This window comes from Pseudomonas sp. LBUM1668 (genome assembly GCF_059695715.1).
In genome coordinates, this window is the sequence record NZ_CP166787.1 from 5708077 (window position 1) to 5728199 (window position 20123).

21 protein-coding genes and 1 other RNA gene are annotated in these 20123 nt (G+C 60.4%); 9 read left to right on the forward strand and 13 right to left on the reverse strand.

The window, feature by feature from the left end:
- Positions 1-57: 57 nt before the first annotated feature.
- Positions 58-522, reverse strand: a complete 465-nt coding sequence (locus ACA061_RS25765) for an Lrp/AsnC family transcriptional regulator (protein ID WP_016983809.1) — start codon at positions 520-522, stop codon at positions 58-60.
- 126 nt (positions 523-648) lie between these two features.
- On the opposite strand from ACA061_RS25765, the gene ACA061_RS25770 reads away from it, so the two are divergent.
- From ACA061_RS25770 to ACA061_RS25780, 3 genes are all read left to right on the forward strand, one after another.
- Complete coding sequence (locus ACA061_RS25770; RefSeq protein WP_210700645.1) at positions 649-987, forward strand: ACT-like domain-containing protein; 339 nt, start codon at positions 649-651, stop codon at positions 985-987.
- A gap of 92 nt (positions 988-1079) precedes the next feature.
- The gene (gene tfpB / locus ACA061_RS25775) at positions 1080-2864 is read left to right on the forward strand and encodes a type IV pilus assembly ATPase TfpB (RefSeq protein ID WP_150616805.1); all 1785 of its coding nucleotides are present in this window, start codon (positions 1080-1082) and stop codon (positions 2862-2864) included.
- Positions 2865-2934: 70 nt separating this feature from the next.
- Positions 2935-3252, forward strand: a complete 318-nt coding sequence (locus ACA061_RS25780; RefSeq protein ID WP_042561654.1) for a DUF2388 domain-containing protein — start codon at positions 2935-2937, stop codon at positions 3250-3252.
- Positions 3253-3397: 145 nt separating this feature from the next.
- Here ACA061_RS25780 and gcvP read toward each other — a convergent pair whose 3' ends face one another.
- From gcvP to ACA061_RS25830, 10 genes are all read right to left on the reverse strand, one after another.
- On the reverse strand, positions 3398-6271 hold the full coding sequence (gene gcvP / locus ACA061_RS25785) for an aminomethyl-transferring glycine dehydrogenase (RefSeq protein WP_497300263.1): 2874 nt from the start codon (positions 6269-6271) through the stop codon (positions 3398-3400).
- A gap of 219 nt (positions 6272-6490) precedes the next feature.
- On the reverse strand, positions 6491-6874 hold the full coding sequence (gene gcvH / locus ACA061_RS25790) for a glycine cleavage system protein GcvH (protein WP_047304068.1): 384 nt from the start codon (positions 6872-6874) through the stop codon (positions 6491-6493).
- A gap of 48 nt (positions 6875-6922) precedes the next feature.
- The gene (gcvT, locus tag ACA061_RS25795; RefSeq protein ID WP_150616807.1) at positions 6923-8005 is read right to left on the reverse strand and encodes a glycine cleavage system aminomethyltransferase GcvT; all 1083 of its coding nucleotides are present in this window, start codon (positions 8003-8005) and stop codon (positions 6923-6925) included.
- Between the two features lie 155 nt (positions 8006-8160).
- Entirely contained in the window at positions 8161-9777 is a 1617-nt protein-coding gene (locus ACA061_RS25800) for an ABC transporter permease (RefSeq protein ID WP_497300264.1), read from the reverse strand.
- Between the two features lie 144 nt (positions 9778-9921).
- Positions 9922-10926, reverse strand: a complete 1005-nt coding sequence (locus tag ACA061_RS25805) for an extracellular solute-binding protein (protein ID WP_042561659.1) — start codon at positions 10924-10926, stop codon at positions 9922-9924.
- Between the two features lie 268 nt (positions 10927-11194).
- Entirely contained in the window at positions 11195-12412 is a 1218-nt protein-coding gene (locus tag ACA061_RS25810) for a 2-octaprenyl-3-methyl-6-methoxy-1,4-benzoquinol hydroxylase (protein WP_191626494.1), read from the reverse strand.
- Positions 12413-12421: 9 nt separating this feature from the next.
- The gene (locus tag ACA061_RS25815; protein ID WP_150604759.1) at positions 12422-12907 is read right to left on the reverse strand and encodes a DUF4442 domain-containing protein; all 486 of its coding nucleotides are present in this window, start codon (positions 12905-12907) and stop codon (positions 12422-12424) included.
- Positions 12900-14087: a 2-octaprenyl-6-methoxyphenyl hydroxylase gene (gene ubiH, locus ACA061_RS25820; protein ID WP_150604760.1), complete on the reverse strand. Its 1188-nt coding sequence runs from the start codon at positions 14085-14087 to the stop codon at positions 12900-12902. The genes ACA061_RS25815 and ubiH overlap by 8 nt, the downstream gene beginning before the upstream one ends.
- Positions 14084-15418: a Xaa-Pro aminopeptidase gene (gene pepP, locus ACA061_RS25825; RefSeq protein WP_497300265.1), complete on the reverse strand. Its 1335-nt coding sequence runs from the start codon at positions 15416-15418 to the stop codon at positions 14084-14086. Before pepP ends, ubiH begins: the two co-directional genes overlap by 4 nt.
- Positions 15419-15445: 27 nt before the next feature.
- Positions 15446-16006: a YecA/YgfB family protein gene (locus ACA061_RS25830; RefSeq protein ID WP_042561664.1), complete on the reverse strand. Its 561-nt coding sequence runs from the start codon at positions 16004-16006 to the stop codon at positions 15446-15448.
- 118 nt (positions 16007-16124) lie between these two features.
- Here ACA061_RS25830 and ACA061_RS25835 point away from each other — a divergent pair, with 118 nt between their 5' ends.
- The 4 genes from ACA061_RS25835 (at position 16125) to ACA061_RS25850 (ending at position 17542) form a co-directional block, all read left to right on the forward strand.
- Complete coding sequence (locus ACA061_RS25835; protein WP_016985919.1) at positions 16125-16334, forward strand: TIGR02449 family protein; 210 nt, start codon at positions 16125-16127, stop codon at positions 16332-16334.
- Positions 16331-16648 (forward strand): cell division protein ZapA, encoded by a 318-nt coding sequence (locus ACA061_RS25840; RefSeq protein ID WP_007967943.1) that lies wholly within the window; start codon positions 16331-16333, stop codon positions 16646-16648. Before ACA061_RS25835 ends, ACA061_RS25840 begins: the two co-directional genes overlap by 4 nt.
- A 30-nt stretch (positions 16649-16678) precedes the next feature.
- Positions 16679-16857, forward strand: a non-coding RNA gene (gene ssrS / locus ACA061_RS25845) — 6S RNA.
- 79 nt (positions 16858-16936) lie between these two features.
- The gene (locus tag ACA061_RS25850) at positions 16937-17542 is read left to right on the forward strand and encodes a 5-formyltetrahydrofolate cyclo-ligase (RefSeq protein WP_150616812.1); all 606 of its coding nucleotides are present in this window, start codon (positions 16937-16939) and stop codon (positions 17540-17542) included.
- A 35-nt stretch (positions 17543-17577) separates the two neighbouring features.
- On the opposite strand, the gene ACA061_RS25855 is transcribed toward ACA061_RS25850, so the two are convergent.
- Positions 17578-17733, reverse strand: a complete 156-nt coding sequence (locus ACA061_RS25855; protein WP_164488117.1) for a hypothetical protein — start codon at positions 17731-17733, stop codon at positions 17578-17580.
- Positions 17734-17930: 197 nt separating this feature from the next.
- Between ACA061_RS25855 and ACA061_RS25860 the strand changes: the two genes are divergently transcribed.
- Entirely contained in the window at positions 17931-18380 is a 450-nt protein-coding gene (locus ACA061_RS25860) for an EVE domain-containing protein (RefSeq protein ID WP_150616813.1), read from the forward strand.
- Positions 18381-18482: 102 nt separating this feature from the next.
- Here the strand turns inward: ACA061_RS25860 and ACA061_RS25865 are convergent, their stop codons facing one another.
- On the reverse strand, positions 18483-18890 hold the full coding sequence (locus ACA061_RS25865) for a flagellar basal body-associated protein FliL (RefSeq protein WP_191626493.1): 408 nt from the start codon (positions 18888-18890) through the stop codon (positions 18483-18485).
- Positions 18891-19040: 150 nt separating this feature from the next.
- Here ACA061_RS25865 and ACA061_RS25870 point away from each other — a divergent pair, with 150 nt between their 5' ends.
- The gene (locus ACA061_RS25870) at positions 19041-20018 is read left to right on the forward strand and encodes an NADPH:quinone oxidoreductase family protein (RefSeq protein WP_150616814.1); all 978 of its coding nucleotides are present in this window, start codon (positions 19041-19043) and stop codon (positions 20016-20018) included.
- Positions 20019-20123 lie beyond the last annotated feature (105 nt).

The following is a 20123-nucleotide window of genomic DNA, read 5'->3' on the forward strand; positions in this document are numbered from 1 at the left end:
TTTCAACACAAAACCTGTGGGAGCTGGCTTGCCAGCGATGAGGCCAGCAGCCTCACCTCAAACCGGCAAACTGGTTGTGGACTTGATCTCCGATAGCGCCACAATCGAGTTCACTTCCTGTATCCCCGGCACCAGCGACAACTTCTCGAAGAAGAACCGCTCATACGCCTCGATGTCCGCCGCGACAATGCGCAGCAGAAAATCCACCGCGCCCATCAGCACATAACACTCCAGCACTTCCGGAAAACCGCGAATCGCTTCGGTGAATTCGGTGAAGTTCGAACGCCCGTGGGCGTTGAGTTTGATTTCGGCAAAGATCTGCGTGTTAAGGCCGATCTTCTTGCGATCAAGCAAGGTCACCTGGCCGCGAATGATCCCCTCCTCCTTCATCCGCTGAATCCGCCGCCAGCACGGCGATTGCGACAAGCCCACCTGCTCGGCGATCTGCGCACTCGAGAGCGAAGCGTCCTCTTGCAGCAAGGCGAGAATCTTGCGGTCGTAGCTGTCCAGCTCGCTGTGCATAAAAAAACCTCAAACAGAACATTCTGCGAATTGATCCAGCTGATCAAACGCCAATTACGCCCATCTTAGATAAGAAATACCCGGCATCGAATGTAAAAATTCCTCCAGTGATTTTGGAGCCCCGCCATGCCGCACCTTGAAGCCGTCAACACGCCCCCGGCCCGCGCCGATGTCTGGAACGTCAGTAACGCCCACTGCCTGGCGCAGTATCAGATTCTGGCCGAGGCCGAACCGGATTTGCTGGTGCGCGTGCTCAACCTGTTCGCGCTGCAGTTTCTTACGCCTGAGCAAGTGAACGTGCAGCGAATGGATGATCTGTTGTCGATCGACCTCGTCATGGGCGGCTTGAGCTGGCATCGCGCGCAGGTGATTGCGGAAAAACTTCGTAACCTGATCAGCGTCTGTTCGGTGAATCTGCAGAACACCGACACGGCGTGGGCCGCACCGGCGCAGGCGGCCGGCTGACAAATCCGGCAACGGCTTCGTCGGGTAGTGGCCCAACGGTCTGCGGGGCCGCGACTATCCTTTTGCGCACTGTCGCTTAAAAGGAAGCCCGCATGTCCGTTCAACTTGCCACTCAGGACCGCTGGCTGGACCTCAATGATGTATTGCGTGAACTGGTCGCCCAAGGCTTCATCAGCCAGGATTCGGCGGAGCAGGCACTCAATGCACGCCGTCGCCACGCCGCGCATGGCCAGAAGCATCCGCTGGAGTTTATCGCCAGCCAGCAACTGGACGACCTCAGCCGTCCGGGCAAGCATCTGGACCTCGAAAGCCTGACCCTGTGGCTGGCGCAACAGGCCGGCCAGCCCTATCTGCGCATCGATCCGCTGAAGATCAACGTTGCCGCCATCACCCCGTTGATGTCCTACGCCTTTGCCCAGCGCCACAAGATTCTCGCGGTGGCGGTCGATCGCGACTCGGTGACGGTGGCCAGCGCCCAGCCTTATGTGACCGGCTGGGAAGCCGATCTGACTCACGTCTTGAAGCTGCCGATCAAACGGGTGGTGGCCAACTCGGTGGACATCCAGCGTTTCAGCGTCGAGTTCTTTCGCTTGGCCAAATCGGTCAGCGGTGCCAGTAACGCCGATCAACAGAACGGCAACCTCGGCAACTTCGAACAATTGCTCAACCTCGGCGCCAGCGATCAGGAGCCGGACGCCAACGACGCGCACATCGTCAACATCGTCGACTGGCTGTTTCAGTACGCCTTCCAGCAGCGCGCCAGTGATATCCACATTGAACCGCGCCGCGAGCAAGGCACGGTGCGTTTTCGCATCGACGGCGTGCTGCATAACGTCTATCAATTTCCGCCGCAGGTGACGATGGCCATCGTCAGTCGCCTGAAAAGCCTCGGGCGGATGAACGTCGCCGAAAAGCGCAAACCCCAGGACGGCCGGGTCAAGACCAAGACCCCGGACGGCGGCGAAGTGGAGTTGCGCCTGTCGACCCTGCCCACCGCGTTCGGCGAAAAAATGGTCATGCGGATTTTCGACCCGGATGTGCTGCTCAAGGACTTCGATCAGCTTGGGTTTTCCGCCGACGATCTGCGCCGTTGGCAGGACATGACTCGCCAGCCCAACGGCATCATTCTGGTCACCGGGCCCACCGGTTCGGGCAAGACCACCACGCTCTACACCACCCTGAAAAAACTGGCGACGCCGGAGGTCAACCTCTGCACCATCGAAGACCCGATCGAAATGGTCGAGCCGGCGTTCAACCAGATGCAGGTCCAGCACAACATCGACCTGAGCTTCGCCGCCGGAGTGCGCGCGCTGATGCGACAGGACCCGGACATCATCATGATCGGCGAGATTCGCGACCTCGAAACCGCCGAGATGGCGATTCAAGCGGCACTCACCGGGCATCTGGTGCTGTCGACGCTGCACACCAACGACGCGCCGAGTGCGATCAGCCGATTGCTTGAACTGGGCGTGCCGCATTACTTGATCAAGGCCACGGTGCTCGGGGTCATGGCCCAACGGTTGGTGCGGACCTTGTGCCCGCATTGCAAAGCACCGCTGACCCTGGACGAGGAGGATTGGCAAACCTTGACCCGGCCCTGGCAGGCGCCACTGCCGGGCAACGCACAAAGGGCCATCGGCTGCGTGGAGTGCCGCGACACCGGTTATCACGGACGCGCCGGGGTTTACGAAATCATGCAACTGAGCGACAGCCTCAAAGCCTTCATCACCCCTGACACCGACCTCACGGCGATCCGCCGCCAGGCATTCAAGGAAGGCATGCGCAGTTTGCGTCTGTCCGGTGCGCAGAAAGTTGCGGCGGGGCTGACAACGGTTGAGGAAGTGCTGCGGGTGACGCCACAAAGCGAGTTGAAATAGGCGCTCAGGGAACCGGACAGGGGAAATGACGATCCAACCGCTCATTCAACACCAGTGGAGTCACCCCCTCATGCGTCTCAAACTTGCTGTCGCTACCCTTGCCCTGCTGTCTCTGCCTGTTGGTTCGGCAATGGCCGACAGCTTCTGGCGTAACGTCATTTCCTCCGGCGCCACCACCGGCTCGACTTACCTGACCTTCAAGGATCACAAGCTGATCGTCGCCGCACAGGACGACGCCGGCAGTTTCGTTGCCAGCGATGGCGGCATCCGTGGCCCGTATCTGGAAGCTGCAATGCAGAAAGTCCGTAACGACAATCCGGGCCTGCAGGCGACGGACATGGAACTGGCGAACGCGATTCTGGCAAAGAACGCCGTGGCTTCCGAGTAAGCCATTCACGCGCAAAAATGCCGCTCATTTGAGCGGCATTTTTTTTGACGACAAATCAAAAGATCGCAGCCTTCGGCAGCTCCTACAGGGCACGGGTGTACACGAATCAATGTAGGAGCTGCCGAAGGCTGCGATCTTTTGATCTTCAGCGGTAATCGTCGACCGGCACGCAAGCGCAATACAGATTGCGATCCCCATAAACGTTATCCACCCGATTCACCGCTGGCCAGTATTTGTGTGCCTTGGTGTGTGCATCCGGTGTGATGCCTTGCTCGATGCTGTACGGCCGCTCCCACACGCCGGTGACATCCGCCAAGGTATGCGGCGCACGCTTGAGCGGGTTGTCTTCCGCCGGCCAGTTCCCGTTCTGCACCTCGGTGATTTCCGCGCGAATACTCAACATCGCGCCGATGAACCGGTCCAGCTCAGCCTTGGATTCGCTCTCGGTCGGCTCGACCATCAAGGTGCCCGGCACCGGGAACGACATGGTTGGCGCATGGAAGCCGTAATCCATCAGGCGCTTGGCGACATCCTCCTCGCTGATCCCGGTCTGCGCTTTAAGCGGCCGCAAATCGAGAATGCATTCGTGCGCGACCCGCCCGTTGCGCCCGGTGTACAGCACCGGGAACGCACCGGATAAATGCTGCGCCAGGTAGTTCGCCGCGAGGATTGCCACTTCGCTGGCGTCTGCCAGTTGCGGCCCCATCATGGCGATGTACATCCAGCTGATCGGCAAAATGCTCGCACTGCCCCACGGCGCCGCGCTGACTGCTCCGTTCTGCGCCAGCGGCCCGTCGATCGGCACCACAGGATGGTTGGCGACGAACGGCGCCAAATGTGCGCGAATACCGATCGGCCCCATGCCCGGCCCGCCACCGCCATGGGGAATGCAGAAGGTCTTGTGCAAATTCATGTGCGACACGTCGGCACCGATGTCCGCCGGCCGCGCCAGCCCGACCTGCGCATTGAGGTTCGCGCCGTCCATGTACACCTGACCGCCGTGCTTGTGGATAACCTCGCAGATCTCGCTGATGCCTTCTTCGTACACGCCGTGGGTCGATGGGTAGGTCGCCATCAGGCATGACAACTTATCCCCAGCCTCGGCGGCTTTTGCTTTCAAATCCTCTAGATCGACGTTACCCGCCTCGTCGCACTCGACGATCACCACACGCATCCCGGCCATTTGTGCCGAGGCTGGATTGGTGCCGTGGGCCGAGGACGGAATCAGGCAGATATCGCGCGCGCCCTGCTGGCGGCTCTCGTGATATTTGCGGATCGCCAGCAACCCGGCGTACTCGCCCTGAGCGCCGGAGTTGGGCTGCATGCAAATCGCGTCGAACCCGGTAATCGCGCACAACCAGCGCTCAAGTTCTTCGATCATCAAGGTGTAGCCGACCGCCTGCTCCCTGGGCACGAAGGGATGCAGATTGGCGAACTGCGGCCAGGTGATCGGGATCATTTCGCTGGTGGCGTTGAGTTTCATGGTGCAGGAGCCCAACGGGATCATCGACTGGTTGAGCGCCAGATCCTTGTTCTCCAGTTGCTTGAGGTAACGCAGCATCTCGGTTTCGCTGTGATGGGCGTTGAACACCGGATGACGCAGGTACGGTGTGCTGCGCTGAAGACTGTCTGGAATACCGGAAGCCAGTGCCTGGGCGTCAAGATCCTCGACGATCAGCCCATGATCGGCACCCAGCAGCACATCGAACAGCTTTGCCACGGTGTGCTCGTCACACGTTTCGTCGAGGCTCAGCCCGACCCGGCCACGGCCGAGAATCCTCAGGTTGATTTGCGCAGCCTTGGCACTTTCGATAATCGCGGTTTGCGCGCCGCCGACGTCCAGCGTCAGCGTGTCGAAAAACTGCGCGTTGATCCGGTTGATGCCGTGGCGCTCAAGCCCTTCCGCCAGAATGCAGGTCAGCCGATGCACTCGCTGCGCGATGCGCTTCAAGCCTTCCGGCCCGTGATAGACCGCGTAAAAACTGGCGATATTGGCCAACAGCACCTGCGCCGTGCAGATGTTCGAATTGGCTTTCTCGCGGCGGATATGTTGCTCGCGGGTTTGCAGGGCCATGCGCAACGCGACGTTGCCGCGAGCGTCTTTCGACACACCGATGATCCGCCCGGGAATCGCCCGTTTGTATTCTTCGCGACTGGCGAAAAACGCCGCATGCGGCCCGCCGTAGCCCATCGGCACGCCAAAGCGTTGCGACGAACCGAACACCACGTCGGCGCCCAACTCACCCGGCGGCGTCAGCAGCAGCAAACTGAGCAAATCGGTCGCCACACAGGCAAGGGCTTGCTGGGCATGCAAGTGATCGATGAGTGGACGCAGATCGCGGATCTCGCCGTGGGTATCGGGGTATTGCAGCAGTGCTCCGAATACCTGGTGCTGCTGCAAGTTATCCACAGCGTCGATGATCAACTCGAAACCGAAACCTTCGGCCCGGGTCTGCACGACGGAGATGGTTTGTGGATGACAGTTCTCGTCGACGAAAAACAGATTGCTCTTCGACTTGGCGACACGTTTGGCCAGCGCCATGGCCTCCGCCGCCGCAGTAGCCTCATCGAGCAATGACGCGTTGGCCAGTTCCAGGCCCGTGAGGTCGATGGTCAGCTGCTGAAAATTCAGCAGCGCTTCGAGCCGACCCTGGGCAATCTCCGGTTGATACGGCGTATAGGCGGTGTACCAACCGGGATTTTCCAGCACGTTGCGCAAGATGACGGTCGGCGTGAGCGTGCCGTGGTAGCCCATGCCGATCAGGCTGGTCCAGACCTGATTCTGCTCGGCGTAGCCACGCAACCTGGCCAGCGCCGCTTGCTCATCCAGCGCTGGCGGCAAATCCAGTGCGCGATTAAAGCGAATGCCCGGGGGCACGGTCTGCTCGATCAGTTCACCTCGGCTGCCGAGGCCCAGACTGTCGAGCATGGCCTGCTGTTCGGCGGCATCGGGGCCGAGGTGGCGGCGCAGAAATGCTTCGGGATCGCGTAACTGGCTCAGGGACGGCAACTGGGACATGACGGGCTCTCTCTTGGCTGGCGCTCGGCGTCAAGGCAAATACGGTCAAACCAGCATAGCAGTGCCCTTGAAGATCAAAAGATCGCAGCCTTCGGCAGCTCCTACAAAGGCTATGTATATCCATAATTGGACTCCTGCAGGAGCTGCCGCAGGCTGCGATCTTTTGATCCTGAAACAAAAAGCCCCGACAAGTCGGGGCTTTGGGGTGCAGCGCTCAGCTTACTCGCCGATGGCAGCCTTGTAGGCAGCCGCGTCGTGCAGCTTGTCCAGCTCAGCCTTGTCGCTAGGCTTGAGCTTGAAGATCCACGCACCGTACGGGTCGGAGTTCAGCAGCTCAGGCGAACCGCTCAGCTCTTCGTTGATCGCGATGACTTCACCGCTGACCGGGGCGTAGATGTCGGAAGCGGCCTTCACCGATTCGACCACACCGGATTGATCGCCAGCCGCGAACACTTTGCCGACTTCCGTCAGCTCGACAAACACCACATCACCCAGCGCTTCCTGCGCGTGATCGCTGATGCCCACAGTGACGGTGCCGTCGGCTTCCAGACGTGCCCATTCGTGACTTTCGGCAAAACGCAGGTCGGCAGGAATATCGCTCATCTTCAGTGTCCTCAAGAAATTGTCAGCGGTGGTGCCCGCCGGAAAAGGTTAGATCAAAGTTTTGCCATGGCGTACGAAGGTCGGTTTGACCACTCGTACCGGGTACCACTTGCCACGGATTTCCACTTCGGCGCGGTCGGCAGTCGCCATCGGAACACGCGCCAGGGCAATCGATTTGCTTAGCGTAGGAGAGAAACTACCACTGGTGATCTCTCCTTCGCCAACATCGGCGATACGAACGACTTGGTGGGCACGCAAAACACCGCGTTCCTCAAGCACCAGACCGACCAGTTTGTGTGCAACGCCAGCGGCTTTTTCCGCCTCCAGCGCAGCACGGCCGATGAACTGACGCGAGGCCGGTTCCCAGGCGATGCTCCAGGCCATGTTGGACGCCAGCGGCGAAACGTCTTGATGAATGTCCTGACCGTAGAGGTTCATGCCGGCTTCCACGCGCAACGTGTCGCGGGCACCGAGGCCGATCGGGGAAATGCCGGCACCCACCAGATCGTTGAAGAAAGCCGGGGCCTGATTGGCCGGCAATACGATTTCCAGACCGTCTTCACCGGTGTAACCGGTGCGGGCAATGAACCAGTCGCCGTCGGTCTCGCCTTCAAAGGGTTTGAGGTGCTGGATCAGCGTGGCACGCGACTGGGTGACCAGTTCGGCAATCTTGTGCCGTGCATGCGGGCCTTGAATGGCCAGCATCGCCAGTTCCGAGCGCTCGTGCAGTTGCACGGCGAAACTGCCGAGTTGCGCCTGCATCCAGGCCAGATCCTGATCACGGGTCGAGGCGTTGAACACCAGACGATAACCGTCTTCGAGGCGGTAGACGATCATGTCATCGACGATGCCGCCACGCTCGTTGAGCATGGTGCTGTACAACGCACGGCCGGGGCGGTGCAGGCGTTCGACGTCATTGGCCAGCAAATGCTGGAGCCAGGCCTTGGCCTGGGCGCCGTCAACATCGATTACGGTCATGTGGGACACATCGAACACCCCGCAATCGCGGCGCACTTCGTGGTGCTCCTCGACCTGCGAGCCGTAATGCAGTGGCATATCCCAACCGCCAAAATCGACCATCTTCGCGCCGAGGGCGAGATGCAGGTCATACAGAGGCGTACGCTGTCCCATGGGTTTCTCCTTCCGGGCGTGGCGAGGGTGCGGACTGCCGCTGCACGGGTGAAAGCCTTGAAATATAAGGCTTTCAGCCGTTTCCAGCGAACGGGTCTGTCAGACGAACCGCACCGAATGCCGCGCATTGTAGCCGCATGATTCAGGACTGACGACTAAGTGTTTCGGTGCGCCGAGCGCCGGATCAGGCCAATGACCGGCAATAGTCCGACCAGAACCAGGGTCAGCGCCGGTAAAGACGCCCTCGCCCATTCGCCTTCGCTGGTCATTTCAAAGATGCGTACGGCCAGCGTGTCCCAGCCAAACGGGCGCATCAGCAGGGTTGCGGGCATTTCCTTGAGCACATCGACGAACACCAGCAACGCCGCGCTCAACGTACCGGGCAGCAACAACGGCAGATACACTTTGAAAAACAGTCGCGGCCCACTGACACCCAGGCTACGTGCCGCTTCCGGCAAAGATGGCCGTATACGCGCCAGACTGCTTTCCAACGGGCCATACGCGACGGCAATAAACCGCACCAGATACGCCATCAGCAACGCCGCCAGACTGCCGAGCAACAATGGTTTGCCTGCACCACCGAGCCAGCCCGAAAGCGGAATCACCAGTTCTCGATCCAGATAACTGAAGGCCAGCATGATCGACACGGCCAACACCGAGCCCGGCAGGGCGTAACCGAGGTTGGCCAGACTGACACCGGAGCGGATCGCCCGGGTCGGCGCCAACCGGCGGGCGAACGCCAGCAGCAACGCCACGCTGACAGTGATCAACGCCGCCATGCCACCCAGATAGAGGGTGTGCAGGATCAGCCCGGCGTAGCGCTCATCGAGATCGAAGCGCCCGCGCTGCCAGAACCACACGACCAATTGCAAAACCGGAATCACAAACGCGCAGGCGAAGACCAATACGCACCAACTCATCGCCGCGAAGGCTTTGAACCCGCGCAGGTGATACAGCGCCTTGACCCGAGGCCGCTCGTTGCTCGCCCGGTTCGCGCCGCGTGCGCGACGTTCGCCGTAGAGCACCAGCATCACCACCAGCAACAACAGGCTGGCTAATTGGGCCGCACTGGACAGGCTGAAGAAGCCGTACCAGGTCTTGTAGATCGCCGTGGTGAAGGTGTCGAAGTTGAACACCGAGACCGCACCGAAATCCGCCAGAGTCTCCATCAGCGCCAGTGCCACGCCCGCACCAATCGCCGGACGCGCCATCGGCAACGCTACGCGCCAAAAGGCTTGCCAGGGTGATTGGCCGAGCACGCGCGCGGCTTCCATCAGGCCTTTGCCCTGAGCGAGAAACGCCGTGCGTGCCAACAGGTAAACGTAGGGGTAGAAGACCAGCACCAACACCAGAATCACCCCACCAGTGGAGCGAACGCGCGGTAGCCGCAGGCCGGAACCGAACCATTCACGCAGCAGTGTTTGTACTGGCCCGGCGAAGTCGAGCAAGCCGACAAACACGAAAGCGAGCACATAGGCCGGGATGGCGAAGGGCAACATCAGTGCCCAATCGAGCCAGCGGCGACCGGGGAATTCGCAGAGGCTGGTGAGCCAGGCGAGGCTCACCCCCAGCAGCGTCACGCCGACACCAACGCCGAGCACCAGCGTCAGGGTGTTGCCCAGCAGGCGCGGCATCTGGGTTTCCCACAGGTGTGACCAGATCTGTTGATCGATGGTCTGCCATGACAGCAGCAGAACGCTCAGGGGCAACAGCACCAGCGCGGCAATGGCGAAGACGATGGGATACCAGCGGCGTTGGGCGGGGTGGGCCACTTGCGAACTCTCGTGGAGGAAAAACGTAGAGTGTAAGGAGAAAAGCAAAAAGATCGCAGCCTTCGGCAACTCCTACAGTGGGATTGTGCTCACCCTGTAGGAGCTGCCGAAGGCTGCGATCTTTTGCTCTCTAAATCAGCAGACTCAGTTCCAGCCCGCCCGATCCATCATGCGAATCGCTTCGGCCTGGCGCTTGCCCGCCACTTCCACCGGCAAGGTGTCGGCAATGAACTTGCCCCATGCGGCCACTTCTTCCGACGGTGCAACGGCAGGGTTGGCCGGGAATTCCTGGTTGACGTCGGCGAAGATTTTCTGCGCCTCAGGCGTGGTCATCCACTCGACCAGTGCCTTGGCGGCTTCCGGGTGTGGTGCATGTTTGGTCAAGCCGATGCCCGACAGGTTGACGTGCACACCGCGATCCGCCTGATTCGGCCAGAACAGTTTGACCGGCAGTTCCGGCTTCTGCTTGTGCAGGCGACCGTAGTAGTAGGTGTTGACGATGCCGACATCGCACTGCCCGGCATTGATCGCTTCGAGCACTGCAACGTCATCGGAGAACACATCGGTGGACAGGTTGTTTACCCAGCCCTTGAGGATTTTCTCGGTCTTCTCGGCGCCATGTACTTCGATCATGGTCGCAGTCAGTGACTGGTTGTAGACCTTCTTCGCCGTGCGCAGGCACAGGCGACCTTCCCAGTTCTTGTCGGCCAGTGCTTCGTAGGTGGTCAATTCGCCCGGCTTCACTCGCTGAGTGGAATAGGCGATGGTCCGTGCGCGCAGGCTCAACCCCGTCCAGGCGTGGCTGGAGGCGCGGTATTGCTGCGGGATATTGGCGTCGATGGTTTTCGAGGTGAACGGCTGCAGGATGCCCATCTGCTCGGCCTGCCAGAGGTTGCCGGCATCGACGGTCAGCAGCAGGTCGGCGGTGGCGTTCTCACCCTCGGCCTTGATGCGCTGCATCAGCGGCGCTTCCTTGTCGGTGATGAACTTGATCTTCACCCCGGTTTTGGCGGTGTAGGCATCAAACACCGGTTTGATCAGTTCATCGATGCGCGAAGAGTAAACCACCACCTCGTCGGCGGCCTGGGCAGTGGTGCTGCCGATCAGGGTCAAGGCCAGTGCGGTCAGAAGACGCTTGGGTGCCAACATGGGAGTGGTCTCTCGGTCGGGAAATGTGGGCTAAATGATAAGGACTCACATTTACCTTCTCAATCGATCACTTGGGCAAGGAGTTACCAGATGTTGCATGGTGCTAAACGCCCCCCTGTAGGAGCTGCCGAAGGCTGCGATCTTTTGACCTTGATCTTAAAAAACAAAGTCAAAAGATCGCAGCCTTCGGCAGCTCCTACAGCGGACGCATTGCCAAAATGTAGCAGTGAGCCTGCTCGCGATGAGGCCATCAGCCTCAATGCAGACCTCAGGGTTTTGCGAGTGCCGGAAGGTCCCCGGTCAACCCGAGGGCTTCACGCACAAACAACGCCTTGGCCTCAGGCATCTGCTCAACCAGCTTCAACCCGGCATTACGCAACCAGCGCACAGGCAGCGGGTTGGCCTGGAACAAGCGCTCAAACCCTTCCATCGCCGCCATCAACGCCAGGTTATGTGGCATGCGCCGGCGCTCGTAGCGGCTCAGCACTTTCACATCCGCCAGCCGTTCACCACGCTCGGTCGCCTGCAACAGCACTTCGGCCAGCACCGCCGCATCGAGGAAACCCAGGTTCACGCCCTGCCCCGCCAGTGGATGAATGGTGTGCGCGGCATCGCCGATCAGCGCCAGGCCTTCGGCTACATAACGCTTGGCATGTCGCTGACGCAGTGGCACGCACAGCCGTGGATCGGCACTGACGACTTCGCCCAGGCGACCTTCAAACGCGCGCTCCAGCTCACGGCAGAATGCCGCTTCATCCAGTGCCATCAAACGTTCGGCTTCGCTCGGGGTGGTCGACCAGACGATCGAGCACCAGTCCTGCTGACCATCGCGTTCCAGCGGCAGAAACGCCAACGGCCCGTGATCGGTGAAGCGCTGCCACGCCGTCATCTGATGCGGTTTGCTGCTGCGCACGCTGGTGACGATCGCGTGATGCAGATAATCCCATTCACGGGTCGCAACACCGGTCAGACGGCGCACCGCGGAATTGGCGCCATCCGCCGCGATCACCAGCGGAGCGCGCAACTGCCGACCATCGGCCAGGGTCAGCAACCAGTCATCACCGGAACGGCGCATCTGTTCCAGCCGTGCGTTGGCCAGCATGCCCAGATCGCAATCGTGCAAACGATCGAGCAAGGCATCCTGCACCACACGATTTTCGACGATATGGCCGAGTACATCGGCATGCACGCTGCTCGCCGAGAAGTGAATCTGCCCGGTGCCGCTGCCATCCCACACGTGCATGTCGGTGTAGGGACTGCTGCGCCGACTGGCGATGCCGTCCCACACGCCAAGGCGTTCGAGTATTCGTTGGCTGGCCGCCGACAACGCGCTCACCCGTGGTTCGAATGGCGCCTGGGCATCGAACGGTTTGACGCTCAGCGGGCTGCCGTCGAGCAGCAAAACCTCCAGGCCACTGTCCTGCAACGCCAGCGCCAGGGCGCTGCCGACCATTCCGGCTCCGACAATCAGCAGATCTGCGCGCATTTCCATGCTTTAAGCCTGTCTCGCTTGCGGCTTGAGCCGCACGTAAAGGGTTTTACCGACCCGCGCGACAAGGTTGCCGGCGCCGTCATGAATATCGACCTGCAACTGCGGCAGGTACTTTTCGCCATTGGCGGTCTGCCGACGGACCTCATCCAGCAAGGTGTCGTCGATGGTAAACCGGGCGAACACCGGGCCTTTGCCCGGCGCAATGAAATCGATGTCGGCGGCCTTGTCCCAGACGATGTACCGCGACCCGAGGTTTTCCATCAGCATCAACATGAAGAACGGATCGACCATCGAATACAGACTGCCGCCGAACTGCGTGCCGACGTAGTTGCGGTTGTACCAGCCCAACCCCATCGACACTTGAACATCGCGAAAGTCGTCGCTGATGTGCCGCACCCGAACACCGGCGCCGAGATACGGCGGGTAAAACGTCATCGCCCAACGCATCAACCGCGCCTTGCCGAACGTGTTGCTCAACCACTTAAGCATCCGGACGTGTTCCCAAACCCATGGCCTGGCGGGCGAACCAGCGCTTGGCGGGTGGTAACAGGTCGAGACCGAGCAAACCGATGTTGCGCCCCAGCGATACCAACGGCTGGGTGCTGCCGAACAGCCGCGTAACCTGATCGGAGAACCCCACCGTGAGGTCCTGATCGAGACGCTGACGCTCGCGATACGCCTGCAACGTGGCGAAATCGCCCAGCGGTTTGTCGCTGGCGAGCAAAGCCGCGGCAAGAGCATCGGCATCACGCAGGGACAGGTTGAAACCCTGCCCCGCTATCGGATGCAAACTGTGCGCAGCGTTGCCAAGTACAGCCAGATGCGAGCGCACCTGCTCCTCGGCTTCGACCAGCGACAACGGATACAAATGTCGCGCGCCCACCTGTTTCAACGTGCCGAGGCGGTAACCAAACACGCCCTGCAATTCGCTGAGGAAATCGCGCTCGCTCAAATCGGCCAGGCGCTGCGCGTCCATGCCCAGACGCGTCCAGACCAATGCGCAACGGTTATCCGGCAGCGGCAGCAAGGCCATCGGGCCCTCGTCGGTGAAACGCTCGAACGCCATGCCGTTGTGCGCTTCGCTCGGGGTGATGTTGGCGATCAGCGCACTCTGGTTATACGGACGCTTGCGCACGTTGATGCCCAACTGCTCGCGCAAGCCGGAACGCCCGCCATCGGCAAGCACCGCGAGGTCGCATTCAAGGGTGGTTTCATCATTGAGGGTCAGACGATAGCCGTCGGGCAGCGGCTCCATGCGCGTGACTTCCGCCGGGCAACGCCAACTGATCACATCCTTGTCGACGTGCTGCCACAGGCATTGGCCGAGCCAGGCGTTTTCCACCACGTAACCCAGCGCTGGCACGCCCTCTTCCATCGCCGACAACCGCGCGGTAGAGAAGCGGCCACGATCGGACACATGAATCTGTTTGATCGGCTCGGCGCGACGGGAGATTTCCTGCCACACGCCCAACCGTTGATAGATTTGTCGCGCACCGAAGGACAACGCCGAAGAGCGCGCATCGTAGCTCGGCTGCCAACTGTCGCCAGGCGCGAACGGTTCGATCAGCACGATTTTCCAGCCGCGCGCCTTGGCCCCGGCCTGCAGCGCCAATGCCAGACTCGCGCCGACCAGGCCGCCACCGATGATTGCCAGATTGACTCGACTCATGCCGCGTGTGTCCGTGCTTGCGCCATCAGCGCTTCGATGTCGGCGACGGCTTTCGGTACGCCGTTGGTGAGGATTTCACAGCCGGTCTTGGTCACTACCACGTCATCCTCGATGCGCACGCCAATGCCGCGCCATTTTTTCGCTACGCTCTGGTTGTCCGGAGCGATGTAGATGCCCGGTTCCACGGTCAGCGCCATGCCGACTTCCAGCACGCGCCATTCGCCGCCGACCTTGTATTCGCCGACGTCGTGTACATCCATCCCCAGCCAGTGGCCGGCGCGGTGCATGTAAAACGCTTTGTAAGCCTCAGTCGCGATCAATTCGTCGACGTCGCCCTGCAACAGGCCCAGCTTCACCAAACCTGCGGTGATGACTCGAACCGTGGCTTCGTGCGCCTGATTCCAGTGCTTGTTCGGGGCGATTTCAGCGAATGCAGCTTCCTGCGAGGCGAGTACCAATTCGTAGATCGCTTTCTGCTCGGGCGAAAACTTGCCGTTGACCGGCCAGGTGCGGGTGATATCGCTGGCGTAGCAGTCGATTTCGCAACCGGCGTCGATCAGCACCAGATCTCCGTCCCTGAGCAGCGCGTCATTTTGCTGGTAATGCAGAATGCAGCTATTGCGCCCGGCGGCGACGATCGAACCGTAGGCCGGCATCTTCGCCCCGCCCTTGCGGAATTCGTAATCGAGCTCGGCTTCGAGGCTGTACTCGTAGAGCCCGGCGCGGCTGGCCTGCATCGCACGGATGTGGGCCTGGGCCGAGATCCGTGCGGCTTCGCGCATCACCTTCACTTCTGCCGCCGATTTATACAGGCGCATGTCGTGCAGCAGATGATCCAAAGCAACGAATTCGTTCGGGGGCTGGGCGCCGAGGTGCGCTTTAGAGCGGATCACGTTGATCCAGTCCATCAGGTGTCGGTCAAATTCGGGGTTACTGCCCATCGCCGAATACACCCGGTCGCGACCTTCGATCAGGCCCGGCAGGATGTCGTCGATGTCGGTGATGGGGAAGGCGTCGTCGGCGCCAAAGTCGCGTATCGCGCCTTCCTGGCCGGCGCGGAAGCCGTCCCACATTTCGCGTTCGGCGTTGCGTTCACGGCAAAACAAAACATATTCGCCATGCTCGCGGCCGGGCATCAGGACGATGACGGCTTGCGGCTCGGGAAAACCGCTGAGGTACTGAAAGTCGCTGTCCTGACGGTAGACGTGCTCGACGTCGCGGTTGCGGATGGCCACCGCGGCGGCGGGCAGAATCGCGATGCTGTTGGGTTCCATCTGCGCCATCAGGGCCTTGCGGCGACGGCTGTATTCCGCTTTCGGGATATGGATCATGGGCAGATGGCTTTCCCTGGCTCGCGATTAATGCAGCGACGGCTTGGCGGCTGGCGGCACGTCGGCTTTTTTGGTTTCCGTGAACAGCAGCAGCGGCGCAACGCGCAGGTACTCCATGACTTCCATGTAGTCGGTCTCGCCGTCTTCGGATTCTTCCAGGGCATCTTGCACCTGGGAAATGGCGGCCAGATCCTGCAGCACTTCGGTGGCTTCAGTGCTGAGCATGCTGCTGTCGCGGCAGTTCAGGCCGAAACCGCTGAGGAAGCCCTGGCACCATTCGCCCAGTGCGGCGGCACGCTCAGCCAGTGGCGCGTCATCGGTCGGCAGCAGCAGGACGACAGTGACGTCGTCGCCGGTCAGCTCACCCTTGACCATCTCTTGCAGGCCGATCAGGGCGTTGCGGATGTTGTCCTGTGGCTCGCTTTCGAGCAGCTCGGCGGCATCGATCAGCCACTCGTCGGCATTGAAGCCGGCACCGGCGCAACTACGCCCGAGCAGCAAGCCGTGCAGTTCGGCAGGCGAGACGTTGTGGCCGCTGGAAGTCAGCAGGGTGGCAAAAGCTTGGTACGGGGAATTCGCAATGGTCATGGGCAGCTAGGCGCCAGACGGCGCTATGTCTAGAATGGAGGCCTTGTATCCTACATCGACAGACTCGCCAAGACTATTAAAGGCTGTCCGCCAGCTAACCCATCAGACAGTGAATCCAATGGAAGACAACGACCTGCAAGCGCTGATGGCCAGACTCGAACTGCTGATTGGCCGAGTCGAGCAACTAAAGAGTCAAAACGCACTCTTACTAGCTCAGGAAAAGACCTGGCGCGAGGAACGCGCGCACCTCATTGAAAAAAACGAAATCGCCCGGCGTAAGGTCGAATCGATGATTTCGCGCCTCAAGGCCCTGGAGCAAGACTCATGAGTTCAAGCAATAGCGTTACCGTGCAGATCCTCGATAAAGAATATTCGATCATTTGCCCGCAGGAAGAGCGCAGCAATCTGGTGAGCGCCGCACGCTACCTGGACGGCAAGATGCGCGAGATCCGCAGCAGCGGCAAAGTCATCGGTGCCGACCGCATTGCTGTGATGGCTGCACTGAACATCACTCACGATCTCTTGCACAAAGAAGAGCGCCCGGACATTCAAGCCAGCGGCTCGACCCGTGAGCAGGTGCGTGACTTGCTCGATCGTGTCGATCTGGTCCTGGCCGACGATCCGGACATCAGCAAGGGCTGATTCGCCAGACCGCTTGAGGTATACTCGCGGCACTCCCTGGGGTGCTTGCCAGTTGACGATGTCCCTGAGCCGATTCGCACTACCCTGGAAGTTGCACGTTGGGCTGGTGTGCATGTCCGCCAGACGGAAAGCCTTAAAGTCTACTGCATCTTCCACCTTGAACTTTCGGGTTCAAGGGCTAAGTTGACAGCGGTTCATCCGGGGAGCCTGATTCGAATCCGATGTCGGTGAATGCCGACATCGGATTTTTTATGCGTACGTTTTCGTCCAACCTGCCGAAGCCGAACCATGACCGAACCCGCGCTGCTGCCCCGCCCGCAACTCCGCCGCCTGCTGCGCAAGGCGCGCCGCGCGCTGACTGCTGCTGAACAACGCCAGGCCGCCAAAGGTTTGTTCCGGCAATTGGCGCAAGACCCGCACTTTCGCCGGGCAAAACACATCTCCCTGTACCTGCCCGCCGACGGTGAAATCGATCCGCGCCTGCTGCTGCGTGAAGCACAGCGTCGGGGCAAGGCCACGTACCTGCCGGTGCTCAGTGCCTGGCCGCGAACCAAAATGGTGTTCCAGCGCATCCGTCCCGGCGAAAAACTCAAACCCAACCGTTTCCGCATCCTTGAGCCGCGCGCCAATCTGGCTCGCCAGCGCAAGATCTGGACACTGGATCTGGTGTTGTTGCCACTGGTGGGATTTGACGACGTCGGCGGACGTCTGGGGATGGGCGGTGGCTTCTATGATCGCAGCCTGGCGTATCTGGCGCGGCGCAAGAACTGGCGCAAGCCGACATTATTGGGCCTGGCCCATGAATGTCAGAAGGTCGAACGGCTGGCGCAGGCGAGTTGGGATGTACCGTTGCAAGGCACGGTCACTGACAAGGCGTGGTATTTCGTAGACTAGACGCCGCGTAGATCAGCGGCGTCGGGAAGGCAGTTTCAGCGCTTGAAAGCTGTCGACTGTTGAACCTGTTGCGCGATTTCAATCGGTGCGTCGGCCTTGTTGGCCCACAGGCTTTGCGCGTAACCGGTGGTCACAACGCCCAAACCAAACAAAATAACCAAAACCCAAAGCAAATCCGGTTTGCGTTTCATCGATTGCCCCCCTCAAGGCACATCATCACGATGACAGCAGCGGTTTCCATTCGTAGGCCGTGCAGCAGCGTCAAGCGTTAAAGGCCGGCATTTTGCGACAACGAGAACCTGCGCGCAAACGCTGACGTCAACCGACTGTCGGTTTGTCATAAAATTGCCCGACAACTTGCCCAAAGAACGCTTCAGGAGCAAAAACCATGGCCTATTGGCTGATGAAATCCGAACCTGACGAACTCTCGATCAAAGGCCTGGAGAAACTTGGCAAAGCGCGCTGGGACGGAGTTCGCAACTATCAGGCGCGCAACTTCCTGCGCGCGATGGCGGTGGGGGATGAGTTCTTTTTCTACCATTCCAGTTGCCCGGAGCCGGGAATTGCCGGGATCGGAAAAATAATCGAGGCGGCGTATCCGGATCCGACGGCGCTGGACCCTGAAAGTCATTACTTCGATCCGAAGGCCACAGCAGAAAAAAACCCCTGGAGCGCAATCGATGTCGAGCACGTCGAAACGTTCGCGCGGGTGTTGAAGCTCGATTATCTGAAGCAGCAGACCGCGCTGGCCGAAATGCCGCTGGTGCAGAAAGGGTCGCGGCTGTCGGTGATGGCGGTGACGCCGGAGCAGTGGGCGGCGGTATTGGCGCTGCGGTAACGGCCACAAAAAAGATCGCAGCCTTCGCCAGCTCCTACAGGAAAGTGCATTCCAATGTAGGAGCTGCCGAAGGCTGCGATCTTTTGAGTTTCTAAATCTGTCTTACTGAATGATCAGGTTGTTGAACAACAGATCCTCAACCACCGGCTTGCCGGTCTCGTCATTCATTACTTGCTGCGTCTGTTTCAACGCTTCCTGACGCAACTTTTCCTTGCCCTCGATGCTGCCCATCGCCTCAGTCGTCTGCTGGGTGAACAGCGCCACCAGCTGATTGCGAATCAACGGTTCGTTGGCCTTGACCAGTTTGGTCGACTCTTCGCCGGTTACGCGCAGCGCCACATCGGCTTTGAACACCTTCAGTTTCGGCGTGCCATCGAGCCCGTAGTTGCCCACGAACGGTGGGCTCAGGGTGATGTAATTGACCTTCGGCGCCTCGCCTTCTTTGGCTTCTTCGGCCAGCGCTGCCACAGGCAGAGACAGGGCCAGCAACAACATGATCCACGCTTTCACAATTCGCTCCTTATCCGGTTTGCGGCCTAGCATAACGACCCGCCGCGCAAGCACAAGCTTATGGCTGACTATCAGGGCCGGGCATGCTCGTTGACCCGTTGACTGACACACCTACACTTATCGGCCATCACTCCCAAAGGAATAGCCCTGATGAAAGCCGTGCTGTGCAAAGCCTTCGGCCCTGCCGAATCGCTGGTGCTGGAAGACGTCGCCAGTCCTGTCGCCAAGAAGAACGAAATCCTGCTGGACGTGCACGCCGCCGGGGTCAACTTCCCGGACACGCTGATCATCGAGGGCAAATACCAATTCAAGCCGCCCTTCCCGTTTTCGCCGGGCGGTGAAGCGGCGGGCGTAGTCAGCGCTGTCGGCGAAAAGGTCAGTCATCTGAAAGTCGGCGACCGGGTCATGGCCCTAACAGGCTGGGGCAGCTTCGCCGAGCAGGTCGCGGTGCCGGGTTACAACGTGCTGCCGATTCCGCCGTCGATGGACTTCAACATCGCCGCTGCATTCAGCATGACCTACGGCACCTCAATGCACGCCCTCAAGCAACGCGCCAACCTTCAGCCCGGCGAAACCCTGCTGGTGCTGGGTGCTTCCGGCGGTGTTGGCCTGGCAGCCGTGGAAATCGGTAAAGCCATGGGCGCGCGGGTCATCGCCGCGGCCAGCAGCACGGAAAAACTCGCCGTGGCCAAGGCTGCCGGCGCCGATGAACTGATCAACTACAGCGAAAACAGCCTCAAGGAAGAAATCAAACGCCTCACCGACGGCCAGGGTGCCGACGTGATCTACGACCCGGTCGGCGGCGATCTCTTCGACCAAGCCATCCGCGCCATCGCCTGGAACGGCCGTTTGCTGGTCGTCGGTTTCGCCAGCGGACGCATTCCCGAACTGCCGGTCAACCTCGCCCTGCTCAAGGGTGCGGCGGTACTCGGCGTGTTCTGGGGCTCCTTCGCCCAGCGCCAACCGCAGGACAACGCGGCGAACTTCCAGCAATTGTTTGGCTGGTTTGCCGAGGGCAAGCTGAAACCGCTGGTGTCGCAGGTCTATCCGCTGAGCAATGCGGCGCAAGCGATCAATGATCTGGGGCAGCGCAAGGCTGTCGGAAAAGTCGTCGTGCAAGTTCGCTGAACAGCATCAAAGCCGGATTGCCCCCCCGCGCAATCCGGCATCTCCTATACGACCGCCATTTATACCTGAGCGACATGTTCATAAAGGAACACTCGATCTCCAACA

What these genes read in the sequence shown, in the direction of transcription:
- ACA061_RS25860 (WP_150616813.1), top strand. Translation starts at nt 17,931, where the DNA reads ATGGCCTATTGGCTGATGAAATCCGAACCTGACGAACTCTCGATCAAA.
- pepP (WP_497300265.1), bottom strand. Translation starts at nt 15,418, where the DNA reads ATGATCCATATCCCGAAAGCGGAATACAGCCGTCGCCGCAAGGCCCTG.
- ACA061_RS25835 (WP_016985919.1), top strand. Translation starts at nt 16,125, where the DNA reads ATGGAAGACAACGACCTGCAAGCGCTGATGGCCAGACTCGAACTGCTG.
- ACA061_RS25810 (WP_191626494.1), bottom strand. Translation starts at nt 12,412, where the DNA reads ATGCGCGCAGATCTGCTGATTGTCGGAGCCGGAATGGTCGGCAGCGCC.
- ACA061_RS25870 (WP_150616814.1), top strand. Translation starts at nt 19,041, where the DNA reads ATGAAAGCCGTGCTGTGCAAAGCCTTCGGCCCTGCCGAATCGCTGGTG.
- ACA061_RS25770 (WP_210700645.1), top strand. Translation starts at nt 649, where the DNA reads ATGCCGCACCTTGAAGCCGTCAACACGCCCCCGGCCCGCGCCGATGTC.
- ACA061_RS25840 (WP_007967943.1), top strand. Translation starts at nt 16,331, where the DNA reads ATGAGTTCAAGCAATAGCGTTACCGTGCAGATCCTCGATAAAGAATAT.
- gcvT (WP_150616807.1), bottom strand. Translation starts at nt 8,005, where the DNA reads ATGGGACAGCGTACGCCTCTGTATGACCTGCATCTCGCCCTCGGCGCG.
- ACA061_RS25805 (WP_042561659.1), bottom strand. Translation starts at nt 10,926, where the DNA reads ATGTTGGCACCCAAGCGTCTTCTGACCGCACTGGCCTTGACCCTGATC.
- ACA061_RS25780 (WP_042561654.1), top strand. Translation starts at nt 2,935, where the DNA reads ATGCGTCTCAAACTTGCTGTCGCTACCCTTGCCCTGCTGTCTCTGCCT.
- tfpB (WP_150616805.1), top strand. Translation starts at nt 1,080, where the DNA reads ATGTCCGTTCAACTTGCCACTCAGGACCGCTGGCTGGACCTCAATGAT.
- ubiH (WP_150604760.1), bottom strand. Translation starts at nt 14,087, where the DNA reads ATGAGTCGAGTCAATCTGGCAATCATCGGTGGCGGCCTGGTCGGCGCG.
- ACA061_RS25815 (WP_150604759.1), bottom strand. Translation starts at nt 12,907, where the DNA reads ATGCTTAAGTGGTTGAGCAACACGTTCGGCAAGGCGCGGTTGATGCGT.
- ACA061_RS25830 (WP_042561664.1), bottom strand. Translation starts at nt 16,006, where the DNA reads ATGACCATTGCGAATTCCCCGTACCAAGCTTTTGCCACCCTGCTGACT.
- ACA061_RS25765 (WP_016983809.1), bottom strand. Translation starts at nt 522, where the DNA reads ATGCACAGCGAGCTGGACAGCTACGACCGCAAGATTCTCGCCTTGCTG.
- gcvH (WP_047304068.1), bottom strand. Translation starts at nt 6,874, where the DNA reads ATGAGCGATATTCCTGCCGACCTGCGTTTTGCCGAAAGTCACGAATGG.
- ACA061_RS25850 (WP_150616812.1), top strand. Translation starts at nt 16,937, where the DNA reads ATGACCGAACCCGCGCTGCTGCCCCGCCCGCAACTCCGCCGCCTGCTG.
- gcvP (WP_497300263.1), bottom strand. Translation starts at nt 6,271, where the DNA reads ATGTCCCAGTTGCCGTCCCTGAGCCAGTTACGCGATCCCGAAGCATTT.
- ACA061_RS25855 (WP_164488117.1), bottom strand. Translation starts at nt 17,733, where the DNA reads ATGAAACGCAAACCGGATTTGCTTTGGGTTTTGGTTATTTTGTTTGGT.